12 protein-coding genes are annotated in these 13,215 nt (G+C 68.5%); 11 read left to right on the top strand and 1 reads right to left on the bottom strand.

Annotation, left to right across the window (positions count from 1 at the left end):
- Positions 1 to 176 precede the first annotated feature (176 nt).
- The 10 genes from D7Y13_RS01730 to D7Y13_RS01680 all read left to right on the top strand — a co-directional run bounded on the left by D7Y13_RS01730 (position 177) and on the right by D7Y13_RS01680 (position 11,725).
- Positions 177 to 1,052: a serine protease gene (locus D7Y13_RS01730; RefSeq protein ID WP_233595241.1), complete on the top strand. Its 876-nt coding sequence runs from the start codon at positions 177 to 179 to the stop codon at positions 1,050 to 1,052.
- A 526-nt stretch (positions 1,053 to 1,578) separates the two neighbouring features.
- Complete coding sequence (locus D7Y13_RS01720) at positions 1,579 to 3,087, top strand: aldehyde dehydrogenase family protein (RefSeq protein WP_120581980.1); 1,509 nt, start codon at positions 1,579 to 1,581, stop codon at positions 3,085 to 3,087.
- Positions 3,088 to 3,165: 78 nt separating this feature from the next.
- Positions 3,166 to 4,218 carry a sensor histidine kinase gene (locus tag D7Y13_RS01715; protein ID WP_120581981.1) on the top strand — a complete coding sequence of 351 codons (1,053 nt, stop codon included), beginning with the start codon at positions 3,166 to 3,168 and terminating at the stop codon, positions 4,216 to 4,218.
- The gene (locus D7Y13_RS01710) at positions 4,215 to 4,994 is read left to right on the top strand and encodes a LytR/AlgR family response regulator transcription factor (RefSeq protein WP_120581982.1); all 780 of its coding nucleotides are present in this window, start codon (positions 4,215 to 4,217) and stop codon (positions 4,992 to 4,994) included. Before D7Y13_RS01715 ends, D7Y13_RS01710 begins: the two co-directional genes overlap by 4 nt.
- A 100-nt stretch (positions 4,995 to 5,094) precedes the next feature.
- On the top strand, positions 5,095 to 5,991 hold the full coding sequence (locus tag D7Y13_RS01705) for a TolB family protein (RefSeq protein WP_120581983.1): 897 nt from the start codon (positions 5,095 to 5,097) through the stop codon (positions 5,989 to 5,991).
- A 338-nt stretch (positions 5,992 to 6,329) separates the two neighbouring features.
- Positions 6,330 to 7,004: an endonuclease/exonuclease/phosphatase family protein gene (locus tag D7Y13_RS01700; RefSeq protein WP_233595242.1), complete on the top strand. Its 675-nt coding sequence runs from the start codon at positions 6,330 to 6,332 to the stop codon at positions 7,002 to 7,004.
- Positions 7,001 to 7,672, top strand: a complete 672-nt coding sequence (locus D7Y13_RS01695; protein ID WP_120531552.1) for a hypothetical protein — start codon at positions 7,001 to 7,003, stop codon at positions 7,670 to 7,672. The genes D7Y13_RS01700 and D7Y13_RS01695 overlap by 4 nt, the downstream gene beginning before the upstream one ends.
- 116 nt (positions 7,673 to 7,788) lie before the next feature.
- Positions 7,789 to 8,679 carry a DUF3455 domain-containing protein gene (locus D7Y13_RS01690; RefSeq protein WP_158620242.1) on the top strand — a complete coding sequence of 297 codons (891 nt, stop codon included), beginning with the start codon at positions 7,789 to 7,791 and terminating at the stop codon, positions 8,677 to 8,679.
- Between the two features lie 158 nt (positions 8,680 to 8,837).
- A complete protein-coding gene (locus D7Y13_RS01685; RefSeq protein ID WP_147444137.1) occupies positions 8,838 to 10,400 on the top strand; it encodes a HEAT repeat domain-containing protein in 1,563 nt (520 codons plus the stop codon).
- A gap of 92 nt (positions 10,401 to 10,492) precedes the next feature.
- Positions 10,493 to 11,725 (top strand): FAD-dependent monooxygenase, encoded by a 1,233-nt coding sequence (locus D7Y13_RS01680; protein WP_120531522.1) that lies wholly within the window; start codon positions 10,493 to 10,495, stop codon positions 11,723 to 11,725.
- 16 nt (positions 11,726 to 11,741) lie between these two features.
- Here D7Y13_RS01680 and D7Y13_RS01675 read toward each other — a convergent pair whose 3' ends face one another.
- Positions 11,742 to 12,479: a class I SAM-dependent methyltransferase gene (locus D7Y13_RS01675; protein WP_120531521.1), complete on the bottom strand. Its 738-nt coding sequence runs from the start codon at positions 12,477 to 12,479 to the stop codon at positions 11,742 to 11,744.
- Positions 12,480 to 12,715: 236 nt separating this feature from the next.
- On the opposite strand from D7Y13_RS01675, the gene D7Y13_RS01670 reads away from it, so the two are divergent.
- The gene (locus D7Y13_RS01670) at positions 12,716 to 13,168 is read left to right on the top strand and encodes a hypothetical protein (protein ID WP_120531520.1); all 453 of its coding nucleotides are present in this window, start codon (positions 12,716 to 12,718) and stop codon (positions 13,166 to 13,168) included.
- Positions 13,169 to 13,215 lie beyond the last annotated feature (47 nt).

Raw genomic sequence — 13,215 nt, 5'->3', positions numbered from 1 at the left:
CGTGTTCCGAGAGCCGGTTGACGTGTCTTGACGTGTCAACCCGCCCGCTCCTCCACGGAACGTCGCACGGCTTCCCTCGAAGGTGCCTCGCACCCACGTGGCATGCGGTTTGCCATAGGCGGATCCACTTGAGACAGGAGACGTCGATGCGCTTGGGGCGTGGAGTTGTCGTCGCGGTGGGTCTGCTGGGCTGTGGTGGTGCGGAGCTGGACAGCGTCGATGCGATGGGCAGCGTCGGCCAGGAGATCGTGGGAGGCGTCGAGGCGCGTCCAGGCAGCCACCCGTGGATTGTCAGCCTGCAAAACAATGGAAGCCATTTCTGTGGTGGCTCCCTCGTCAGGATTGGCGCCAGGGAGGAGAGCAATATCGTTCTCACGGCGGCCCATTGTGTCGCGGATGGCCCTCCCGACACGGTGGTCGCGGGGGCGCATCAACTGACGCGGCCCGTGGCCGGGCAGGTCAGCGTCCGCGTCAAGCGCGTGGTCTCTCATCCGAACTACAACTCGGACACGACGATGAACGACATCGCCGTCCTCCAGCTCGCAAGCCCCATCAAGTTCAATTCATCCCTGGCGGGCGGATGCGGCCAATCCCCCCAGATGCGCCCCAATCTGACCTCTGAACTCGCATCTGGACTCGCGATAGGACCTGTATGTCTCCCGGCCGCGGGAGAGCAGGTCGCGGACAACACGATGGCAACGAGCGCGGGGTGGGGCCTGACCCGTGAGGGAGGCTACGATACGTCCGACCTCTTGATGCAGGTGGGAGTCCCCACGGTGAACGCTCAGCAACTGGCGAGGATGTACTCGTCACAAGGTATCCATATCGACTCACAGGCCATGCTTGGGGCCGGGTACGCCCAAGGGGGCAAGGACTCGTGCCAGGGCGACAGTGGAGGGCCGCTGGTCATCAAGGGGGCTCGCGGCTACACGCTCCAGGGAGTCACGAGCTTTGGCGTTGGCTGTGCGAGGCCGGGCCTGCCAGGTGTCTACGCCCGGGTCTCCAATTACATCCCATGGATCCGCCAGCAGCTCAGCCTCTACGGCAGCTAGAGGGATGAGCCTGGGGTGTTCCGCCACGCGGACCCCACGGGTTTGGAGACAGCCCTCGCGAGGCTTCCGAGGAGATGGAGGTCCCCGTCGTGGAGTCCCGCGATGCGAGCGACCTCGTGACCTGGATCCGGCGGTTGGGCGGGCCCGTGGTGAAGCTCGTGGGCGAGCTGCCGGAGTCTCAACAGCGGGCGTGGGAGGCGGACCTCCTCGCCGAACTGGAGAGCCGTCGAACAGGAGACAAGGTCTCCCTGGGGGGAGTGACGCAGCTCACCCTGGGAACCGCACTCGCGGAGGGCCCCTCCGAAGTGCACCAACACCCTTCGGGTCATCGCACCCAACAAGGACATCAAGCTCTATCCGCTCGACTGTTGAGCTCGGGCCGGCGGGGGCGTTCGGCTGCCGGGGCCTTGCCTGCCTGCCCACACAGGTGGAACGCGCGTGACGATATTCAGTTCATGCCGCAGCTTGTCATGAGCTGGGTTTCCAACGGATTCGGAGCGAATCCGACACGCGAGGAGGAGCACCCGTGCTGGACACTGAAATCATTGGCGAGCCCCTTCATCACCTTGAAAGCCGCCGCCTGCTGGCCGAAGCCCGGAGGGCTGTCCCGGAAGCCTTCGACGACCAGGGGCGGCTGCTGTCACCCATCGCTGGAAGGTGGGCCCGTCCGCCCGCCTGGTTCAATGCCGTCTCACCCATCGACGGCAGCGTCATCGCCGAGCTGCCGCTGCTTGGCGCCGCCCAGGTCGCCACCGGCGTCGAGCAGGCAGCGGCGGAGTCCACGCCCTGGGCCGCCCGTCCGCTCGAGGACCGCGCATTGGCTGTCGCGGAGGCGGTGGTGCAGCTTCAAATGCACCGCGACCTGCTCATCCGCATCCTGGCGTGGGACATCGGAAAGACGCTGCCCACGGCCTCCAACGACGTGGACCGGTGTATCGCGGGCATCGCATGGTACCTGGAGCAGGTGGGCCCGATGCTCGACGGCCGGAAGCCGCTCGGCCTGGTGTCGAACATCGCCTCCTGGAACTACCCCTTCTCCGTGCTGCTGCTCAACGTGCTCGTGCAGTCGCTCGCGGGCAACTCGGTCATCGCGAAGATTCCGACCCAGGGCGGCGGTGTCTCACTCACCCTCGCCTTCGCCCTGCTGCGCCGCGCGGGCCTTCCCGTCTCGCTCGTCGGCGGGCGCGGCAGGGACCTCTCCGAGGCGCTCGTCGGCCACCCTCGCATCGCGGGTGTCGCCTTCATCGGCGGTCGCGCCAATGGGGCCGAGGTCCACCGCCGCCTGCGCGAAACGGACAAGCGCTACGCGCTGGAGATGGAGGGTGTGAACGCCTACGCAATCACACACTTCACGGACTGGGACACGCTCAGCCAGCAGCTTCGGGCGGGTTTCGACTTCGGCAAGCAGCGCTGCACCGCCTACACCCGCTGGGTCGTCGAGAAGTCGCTCGTTCCCAGGTTCGTCCGGATGTATGTGGACACCGTCTCGACGTTGCGCGTCGGCAATCCGGTCCTGGGCGCGCACGTGGACTACGGGCCGCTCATCGCCTCCAGCAAGGCCGAGGAGCTGCGCGCACTCATCGCCGAAGCGCGGGAACAGGGCACGGCGGTGCTGTATCAGGGGGCGCTCGCGGAGGACGCCTTCACCGCGCGGCAGGAGCGGGGCGCGTATCTGCCGCCCACCCTGCTCTTCGGCGTCCCGCAGGACAGTGAGCTGTACCTGCGCGAGCCCTTCGGCCCCGTCGACGTCCTGGTGTCGGTGGACTCCGAGGAGGAGCTGGTGCGGGAGGCCAATGTCTCCAACGGCGCGCTCGTGGCCTCGGTGGCGACGGACGACCCGGAGCTCGCCCAGCGCATCGCCGCGAGACTCCACGCCTTCAAGGTCGGCATCAACGCGCTGCGCTCGCGAGGCGACCGCGAGGAGTCCTTCGGCGGCAAGGGCGGCTCGTGGGCGGGCGCCTTCGTCGGCGGCACCCACCTGGTGCGTGCCTTCACCGACGGCCCGCATCCCATCGAAGGCAACTGGCCGGACTGAGCCCCTTCAACACGGCGGCGAGGGGCTGTGGCCCCCGCCCCTCGTCGTCCGGCGCGGCGTCCTGCATAGTGCCAGCCCATGGGACGTCGCAGATTCTGGCAGGGGTGGGCGGCCGCGCTCGCCTACTGGACCTTCGCGGGCCTGGTCTCCGCGAGCGAAGCACACTCCGTGGGTGGCGTGGGCTGGGGGCACGCGCTGCTCACGTCGATGACGGCCCACCTGCTCTGGGTCCCGCTCACCATCGCCATCCTCCAGCTCGGACTGCGCTTCCCCATCGAGCGGCGGCGCTGGCCCTCGCGGGTCGCGCTCCACGTGGCCGGCGTGCTTGTCGTCGCGTCCATCCGCGCGGCGATCATCTTCTCCCTGGACCCCTGGGTCGGCTGGTACGCGCAGCGTCCCCCCTTCCCGGAAGTGCTCACGCACGCGCTGTTCACCAACCCGTTCATCTACCTGACCGTGCTCGGCGTGGCGCACGCCGTCTACTACGCGGATCAGCTTCAGCTCCGGGACACCCAGCTTGCCCGGGCACAACTGCACGCGCTCAAGGCGCAGCTCCACCCCCACTTCCTCTTCAACACGCTGAACTCCATCGCCGCCCTCGTGCATCGCGACCCCCACGGGAGCGAGCGGATGATCGCGCAACTGAGCGACCTGCTCCGGAGCACGCTCGACGCCGCGGGCACGGAGGAGGTGTCTCTTCAGGAGGAGCTGCGCTCGCTGCAGCCCTACCTGGACATCCAGGGGGTGCGCTTCGCCGACCGGCTCACGGTGAAGCAGGACATCGCGCAGGAGGCCCTCACGGCCCGCGTCCCCCACCTGGTGCTCCAGCCCCTGGTGGAGAACGCCATCCAGCATGGCATCGCACCGGGCACCGAGCCCGGGACGGTGACGCTGGTCGCGCGGCGTGAGGGCACCGAGCTGCACCTGGAGGTCCGCGACGACGGCATCGGCCTCAAGGAGCATCCGGCGGATGTCTCCCGGGGCACGGGAGGCGGCCGGGGGCTGCGCATCACCCGGGAGCGGCTCCTGCAACTCCATGGCGGTGCCCACCGGCTGGAGCTCCGGGACGCCGTGGGCGGCGGCACCACGGTGGCGCTGGCCATCCCCTTCCGCACGGAGCCCTCCCTGTGAGCGCCCCCATGCGCGTGCTCATCGTCGACGACGAGCCGCTCGCCCGTCAGCGCCTGAAGGACCTGCTGGCCGAAGCCCCAGACATGGCCCTCATCGGGGAGTGCCGCAATGGCCACGAAGCCATCACGGCCATTGGCGCCGAGCGTCCGGACCTCGTGCTGCTGGACGTGCAGATGCCCGGGCCGGACGGCTTCGGCGTCCTCCGGGCGCTCCCCGCCGAGCACACGCCCGCGGTCATCTTCGTGACGGCCCACCGCGACTTCGCGGTGCAGGCGTTCGAGGCCAACGCGCTCGACTACCTGCTCAAGCCGTTCGACCGAGAACGCTTCCGCACGAGCCTCGCGCGTGCGCGCGACCGTCATCGGGCCGTGCCGTCCACCCTGGACGCGGAGCTGCTCGCGCGGCTGGAGTCCCTGTCGCTGCGCCAGTCCCCCACGCCGTATGTGACGCGGCTCGTGGCCAAGGTGGGCTGGCGCATGCGCTTCCTCCAGGTGGAGGACATCGACTACCTGACGGCGGAGGGGAACTACGTCTCCGTGCACGTGGGCAAGCAGTCACACCTCACGCGCGAGACGATGTCCGCGCTGGAGGAGAAGCTCGACCCGAAGCAGTTCCTGCGCGCGCACCGCTCCTTCATCGTGCGGCTGGACCGCATCGAGGAAGTGGAGCCGCTTCCGCCCGGTGAGTACGCATTCATCCTGCGGGGCGGCACCCGGCTGACCTCGGGCCGCAGCTATCGCGCGCAGGTGCAACGTGCGCTCGGGCTGCCCACGTAGGCGCTTCCACCGTTCGTCCCAGACCCTCCACGGTTCGTCACATCTCCTTGGACCCCATCGCCGCCGCCGGGCGACGGTGCTTTCAACAAAGGAGATGCACATGCATCGTTTCGCCAAGCAGTGGTCGATGAACCTCCTCCTCGCCGTCTCCCTGGTGACGGTGTCGGGCTCCGCCGGGGCCCAGGAGTGCGAGCCGGGGGGCAGCCTCTTCGCGCCCGATGAGATCTCCCTGGAAGAGCGCTCCGAGTACCGGCTCGCGCTCTCCGCGGATGGGAGGACGGCGTACTACCACGTCGACTCGGACACGCCGCCGTTCCAGGCCATCTACGTCACGCACCTGCGCAACGGCCGCTTCGGTCCCGGTGAGGTGGTGTCGTTCTCCGGCACGTACAAGGACTCGGATCCGTTCATCTCACCGGATGGGCAGTCCCTGTTCTTCTCCTCCACCCGCCCCGTGAATGGCGGCGCCGAGCGCGAGGACACCGACCTCTGGGTCGTGCACCGCGTGAGGGATGGCTGGGGGGCGCCCGAGCACCTGGGCCCGCTCGTGAACACGCCGAAGCAGGAGCTCTACGTGAGCGTGACCCGCGACGGGACGCTCTACTTCGCGAGCGGCACGTTCGACACGGACTTCGACATGTATCGCGCCCGGCGCCAGGGCAACCGCTACGCCGCGCCCGAGAACCTGGGGCCTGCGGTGAACAGCGCTGACTCGTGGGAATACAACCCGTGGGTGTCGCCGGATGGTCAGGTCCTCGTCTTCGCCTCGCTGAACCGGCCCGGCGGGTATGGATTGGGAGACCTCTACGTGAGCTTCAACATCGCGGGGACGTGGACGCGGGCCGTGAACCTCGGGCCCTCGGTGAACACGGAGAAGGATGAGTTCCACCCCACACTGAGCCGCGACCTGCGCCACCTCTACTTCGTGCGGCAGACGTGGGATCCGTTCACGCCTTCGGACTTCTACCACCTGGACACGCGCTGCCTCTGGCGCTGACCCGCACCGTTCAGCCGCCTGGAGGCACACGCTCCAGGCGGCCCCTCCTCCAGGAATCTTGGGGCTTTCTCACCGTTCTGTGAGCGATGAGTCAGTCTTCGCAGACCAATCCGTGCAGAAGCCCTGAGCCACAGAAGGCGGCTGACAGCTCGCATGCGTGGAAACGTCGCTCCCGACGCAAGGGCCCGCTCGTCGCGCTGCCGTGGGCAGCCCTCCTGCTCGCGCTCCTGACCGGTTGCCCGCTCGCGGAGAACTACACCGACGCGAGCGGACCGAGGTACAGCGGAGACCATCGGACTCCGGGGGCCGTCTCCTCGGAGGATCCCTCCTCGGTCACCGTGGTGACGTTCAACCTCGCCTTCGCTGAGCAGGTCACCGAGGCGATAACAGCCCTCACGAGACCTCCGCTCGCGGATGCGGACATCATCGTGATGCAGGAGATGGACGCGCCCGCCGTGGAACGGATCGCCACGGAGCTGGGACTGACCTACGTCTACTATCCTGCCTCCGTGCAGGTGGATGGCGGTGACTTCGGGAACGCGGTTTTGAGCCGGTGGCCTATCACCGCGGATTGGAAGATCCCTCTTCCTCACGACGACCCGTACCGCAAGCAGCACCGCATCGCCGTCGCCGCGACGGTGGACATCCGGGGGACGCCCATCCAGGTGGTCTCCGTGCACAACGCGACCCCCATCGTCGGGCTCGGCGGGCGGCTTGACCAGGCGGAGACGATCATCAACGCGCTCGACGGAGCGGGGCCGTTGCAGATCATCGCTGGCGACTTCAACACCTCCGACCCGGGGAGCCTCAACCAGACCGTGAAGCTGTTCTCGGGGCGGGGATTCCAATGGGCGTCGGAAGGCGTGGGTGACACCGTGGACTCCGTGATTGGCGGATTGCCGCTCGACTCCGTCTTCACCCAGGGGCTCTCTGCGGTGGAGCGCGGCGTGGACAGGCGTCCCGCTGGAAGTGATCACCATCCGGTCTGGGTGCGCTTCGCGTGGCCGCCATGACGCTGCGGAAGGCCATGCGGTCATTGTGGTTGGGTGGACTTCTCCTCTTGGCTCCTGGCTGTCTGAGCGGAGCGAGGAACCTCGGCGCGGCGACGACCCCCGTCGGGACGACCGAGGTCGGCGTTTCCCTGAACGCGCTCGCCTTCGAGCACGGCCGGGAGCGGGCGTATCTGCCCAATCCCGAGCTCACCTTCCGCAAGGGCGCTGGTGAGAACTGGGATTGGGGCGGTCGCCTCACCTTGCTGGGCCTGGAGCTTGGGACCCGGCATCGGCTTGTCGAACGGTCACCCTGGACGCTGTCGCTCGCCCCGAGCGCGGGTGTCTGGTACGTGCCCGTCACGAACAACTCCACGGAGCCCGTCAACCTTCGCCTCGGGGGGCAGGCGCTGGTTGACTATCGGCTCAGTCCCGCGTGGACGCTCACCGGGGGCGCTTCGCTGATGGGGGCCTTCGCGGGACCGCTGACCGTCTTTCAAGGCAGGTTCAACGGCTCGCACCTGCTTGCCTTACCGGGCGGTTCGCTGGGCGTTGCGTACCGTCTGGGGAAGTCCCTTGAGATTCGAGCCGAGGCCGGCCTTGAGCTTCCACTCGACCTGAGAGAAGGCCGCCGTCAGGTGACCGGCCATGCCGGGCTCTCGCTCCGCTGGCGACGCGCGAACGCTCGATGACTGGCGGTCGGTCCGTCCCCAGAGCGTCGTGAGGAAGACACGCGTTCCTCCACCTGGACGGGTTGCCGGCACGAAAGGCTTCCTTCACCGTTGCTCGTTTCCGAGGGAGGCCCACCTTGAAGCCTGCTCGAACGAGCCCCGTCCGTGTCATCGCCACACTCGCGCTCGCCGCCGTGGCCTTCGCAGGGTGCGACGATGACGATGATGACGGTGACGATGAGTTCGAGGCCGCCACTGAAGCCGTGAAGCAGATTGCCCAGAACGCCCCCACCAGCCTGCCGGCCAATGTGCCGGACGACGTCCTGCGGGTGACCCTGGGAGGCGTGGAGTACAACCTCCGCGAGCTGATCAGCCGCCCCTCCGAATCGCGGCCCTCCGCCCACATCGTGGCCGCCTACCAGACGGGCTCCACGCCCGCGGACCCACCGCCCTTTGGAACCAGTGACGTGGCCGTTCTCCCGGACTCCACGCGGGCGGCGCCAGCGGCCCAGGTCTACGAGTGCCGCCAGAACGGGACCAGCTTCGCCTGGACCTTCCTCCAACCTGAAGCAGGTCTCCAACCCATCACCCCCCAGCCCATCCCGGCGCTGGAGCTGCTGGTCCTCGACCATTTCCGCTACCCGGCTGGCATTGATTACGGGCCGCCCACCGGCGCGCCGCCTGTGGGCCCGGCCTGGCGCGTGTCGGCGCCAGTGCTTGACCAGGGCTCGACCACCTCCGGCCAGACCCTCTTCATCGGCAGTGTCGAGGCCACGGTCGCGAACGGGCCTGCCAACGTCCCCTTGCTGCGGCTCGCCAACGTCGCGCGCATCGACCGGGGACTCCCGTCCGAGGTGTTCTCGCGGACCACGTCCGACGGAATCCAGAAGGGCTACGTGCTCCGGCTCAACACCGTAGGAGGAATCGCGCCAACGACGGGCTGCGCCGGCGCCCCGGACGTGGGCAGCCGCCAGCGGGTGCCCTACGCAGCGGACTACTACTTCATCGATGTCCTCACGACTCCGTAGCGGCGAGCGTCGAGGTCGTCGTCGCATGAGCTGAGGCACCCCGCGCCGCGCAAGCTGGCGCGGCCGGCTTGCGGCAGGGCCACGGGGCAGCTACCTTCGTGGAAGTCCCTGCATCCACGCAGCCGGTCTCGCCAGCCGGTCCCAACTCGGCGTCTGGATTGTCCTCAGTCCCCAGTCTGGTGTGGTCGTCGCGCGAGAACATCCGCGCGCAACTGCTGTCCCTCCTCGAAACGGTTCCGCTGGAGAGCGTCGCCCTTCGAGATCGCGTCGTCCGCCTGCTCGGTGTTTTCGGAGGGCCGGAGCTGACGACCCTCCTGCTCGAACGGTTCTTCGATGAACGGGAGGGGTTCTCCACTCGTGAGAGGGCGCTCCATGCGTTGGTGAAGCAAGGCGCACCGCTCTCCGGTCCGGACATCACCCGGATCATCGACGTCTCTCCGCTCATGTGCCCCTGCTGTTCCCCGTCCACCGAAGAGGTTCTCACGTTGGCGCGAACGGAGGACGCGTGGGAGGCCGCCGAGGCCGCACTGCTGAAGCACTCGCCCCAGATGCGCGCGCACGTGCTCGCGTCCACGGAACACACCCGCTTGTCCCCACGGCTCGTCGAGTGGCTCTATTCGCGCTGGTTCCTGCACGACCGCCATCCGCTCGCGGAGGGAGATGACTGGGACCCACGGGCGAATCTCCAGGTGGCGGTGGCGCACCGTGAGCGCCCGGAAGCCAGGATGCTCCTTGATGCATGGGGGCGCGACATGGCCGCGGAGGTGCTGGGCCAGCTCTCCCGTGCGGAGCCCCGGCTCCAACAGTCGGTCGACGCGCTGTTGCTGCTGCCACTGCCGGACCTGCTTGCATCCTTCGGACAGGAAGCGCTGCTGCGCCTCATCCATCGCATCGTGCGCGCTGAGAGCGTGGCCCAGAAGGTGGCCCATGGCATCCAGCCGAGTCCGCCTGGGAGCTTCCGGGCCCTGGAGCTGCTGGTGGAGTGGCGCGAGGCTCGCCCGCTCCTCCGTTCGCTCCTCTGCGACTTCGACATCGCGGACGGAGTGCGGCACTCGCTGCTCAACCACCTCCTCGACCACGACCGCGCCATGGCGGTCCGATGGGCGCTCGCAGCGATGCGGTATCCCGACAACGCGGCCCTCGTCCGTTTCGTTCTCCAGGGTGCGGCCCGGCAGCCCGCGCCCGGAGACCGGCCCTTGTTCCTGGCCGCGCTGCAAGGCGAGGACGCCGAGACCCAGGTCTTCGCGCTGGAGGGGTTGTTCGCGCTGGGCGAGTCGGGCGCTGGCTGGCGCGACCGGCTCACTTCGCTGGTGCATTCGAGCGACGAGCGCATGCGCCTCCGCGCGGCCGCATGCCTTATCCGGGAGGGCCAGCGTGAATGGCTCCCGATGTTGAGACAGGCGGCCCTGGAACCACCAGAGCGGGGGCTGCGCGCGGAGGCGGTGCGCTGGCTCGGCCAGGTGGACGCGGAGGCCAGCCGGCCCGTGCTGGAGCAGGTGCTCGCCGGGGCGGCAACGTCTTCGCCCAGGAATCACGCCTCCGGCGCGGACGAAGCAGCCTGGGCCCTCTCCCGGCTGGGAACGGCCGAGGACCGCTCCGCCTTGCTCGACGCGGCACTGCAAGGCTTCTGCTCGCCGGGCATCCACCGGGAGCTGGAGTACCACCTGGCGCGCCAGGAAGGCCGTCCGGCGCAGGACGTCCTTCCGCCCTGGTCACGCTGACGCGCGTGAAACACGGTGGTCGAACAGGAGGCAGGCGAAGGCCTTGAACAGGGTGGCACCGGAACCGGCGGGAGTCCGGTAGAAGGTCCGCCATGAAGCCTCCTCGCATCGTCATCGTCGGTGGTGGACCCGCCGGAATGCTCCTCGCCTACCAGCTCGTGACGAACGGCGTTCCGGTCCGCGTCCTGGAGCGCCACCCGGACTTCAATCGCGAGTTCCGAGGCGAACTCCTGCAGGCGCCGGTCGTCGAAGCGCTCGAACGCGCGGGGCTCTTCTCCGCGCTGCTCGAACGGGGGCTGGCATTGCCAGACATCGAGCGCCGCATGTACGTGGGCAAGCGCCGCACGGTCCGCGTGCCAGGCCCCCAGGAGCGCGGGGCCGTGGTGTCGCAGCCGGGGATGCTCGCGCTGCTGCACGGGCTGTGCATGCGCCATCCCCACTACCGCCTCGACTTCGGCACCACCGTGCTCGACGCCCTCCAGGAAGACGGGCGCGTCGTCGCGATGAAGACCCGCCATGACGGCGTGGAGGACCGCGTGGACGGGGACCTCTTCATCGTCTGCAACGGGCGCAACAGCCACCTGCGCAAGTCCTGCGGCCTGGAGACCGAACAGTTCGCGACGACCGCCGACGCGCTCTGGCTGCGCTTCGACCTCTCCGACGCACCGGACGCGCTGCCCGAGTCGCTCCAGGTTCACATGTTCGGCAAGGGGCTCGTCGTCGTCTTCCAGCGCTCCACGGGCCACCGGCTGCACCTCGCCTACAGCGAGCCGGGCGACCTCAACCGGCTGCGCAAGGACCTCCCGGAGCTGCGACGGCGGCTGCTGCCCACGCTGCCGGAGGCGCTCCGGCCCCACGTGGAGCGCAAGCTCGACGAAAACACCGAGTGGCAGGTGTTGAAGATCCTCGTCGACCGCGTGCGCCAATGGCACGCACCGGGCGTCCTCTTCCTCGGGGATGCGGCGCACACCATGTCACCGTCGGGCGGACAGGGATTGAACCTGGCCCTCCGCGACACGTTCGTGGCCGCCAACCACCTGCTGGAGGCCCTCCAGGCGGAGCGCCCGCTGGATGCGGCGGTCTTCCAGCGGATCCAGGACGAGCGCCAGCCGGAGATCGACCGGGTCCAGGCAGGGCAGACGCGCGCGGGACAGATGGTGCTCAAGCCGCTCGGCGTGCTGCACATGATGTTCACCCTCCTGGGCGCGGTGATGTGGTTCGCGGGCAAGAAGATGCAGGGCGCGGGGGACGTGCCCCCCGTCGAACCGCGCTACCTCACACCGCTCACAAGCGCCCCTGGCCTCCAGGGCCACACCTCGCCTTGAGACGGAGGGGGCTTGATCACCGCTCGCAGCGCAGCGCGACCGCGTGAGGGTTGTCCAGGTAGTCCTGCCAGAACGCCCGGCCGTACCGGGCGATGCCCTCGGGAGAGCACTCGGGAGACATCCACGTGAGCTGGCGGAATCCCGCTTCGCGCAGCGCCTGCTCGTAGGTGGCCCGGCTCCAGTAGGAGAAGTGGATGGTGAAGGGAGTCTTCGTGTGCAGCTCCGCGGAGATCGCCTGCCCTTCCCGAGGGGACTCCGGAAAGTCCAACATCGTGATGCCATAGCGGGTGCTGTTGGGCCCCTTCGCGCTGAACCCGGGGTTGAAGGAATAGGTGACGAAGCGGCCCCCTGGCTTCACGTGCGCATGGATGTTCCGGCACATTCGCAGCAGGTGTTCGGGCGAGTTTGCGTAGTGCAGGAGATAGACGGCCGTCACGCAATCAAAGACACCCAGCGGGGCCATGTCGGCCACGTCCGACACGTGGTACTCGATGCCCAGCCTCTGGGCCTCTTCGTATCGCCGGGCGCCGCCAATCATCTCCTCCGAGATGTCCACGCCAACCACCCGGTTGGCGCCTCGCGCCTTGAGCTGCCGCGTGTACAGCCCGTCGCCACACGCCAGGTCCAGGACGTTCCGCTCCTCCACGGAGCCGAGCGCTTTGAAGAAGGTATGGCCCTCGATGTACTCCGAGCGCACCGGCAGGACATCCCAGTCCGCGACCTTCTCTCCAATCTGGTCATACTGCGCCGACATGTCTCACGACCTTTCCAGGCAGGCCCTGGCATCGTGTCACGGTCCTGGTGACTGCAAACACCAGCATGTGACCGAAGTCACCAGGGCGGGCTCCCGTGCGCGAAGGCGAAGTCACGCGCATCCAAACAAGATCAACGACTTGTGAGCGCCCTGCCGGGACCGGGGCCCTGGCACGCCCGCTGCTATGGGAGTCCTCGTCGCTGAACGCAGCACTCCCCTTCTGAAAGAGCTCCGCCATGAGCATCTCCTCCGTTCGCAGCAGCCCCGCCTCGGTCAGCCGTTCGCCCGCCATGGAGTCTCCCGCGCTCCGCGCTCCCAGCCTCCCGGGCGCCGTGGATGCCTCCGCCTCCGGGACGAAGGCGAGCGCCAAGGGTTCTCCCTTGATGGACGCCCTGAAGATGGATGGCTTCGACGCCGGTGGCGCGGGCAAGGCGGAGTCGCTGGGCAAGCTGCTGGAGAGCGCGCTCTCGGTGCTGAGCGGCATCACCCAGCTGCTGCAGACCGTCGCCGCGGGCGTGCAGGGCGCCACGGGGGCCCAGGGCGCTTCGGGCGGCTCGCCCTTCTCCGACAGCTTCCAGGGTGCGGAGGAGAAGGCGCCGGTGTCGCTCGACGCCACCTCGATGTCGAAGGAAGCCAACCCGCTGCAGGGAATGATGGCCGGCATGAGCCAGGTCCCGAGCCTGGAGTAGCCTGACGCCAGCCGAACACGGCGGCGAGGCGCGGCCCGCGCTGGAGT

Origin of the sequence: Corallococcus praedator (assembly GCF_003612125.1) — a bacterium.
Lineage (GTDB): Bacteria > Myxococcota > Myxococcia > Myxococcales > Myxococcaceae > Corallococcus > Corallococcus praedator.
The sequence above is the reverse complement of the archived record's forward strand: the minus strand, read 5'-3'. Positions and strand labels throughout refer to the sequence as shown.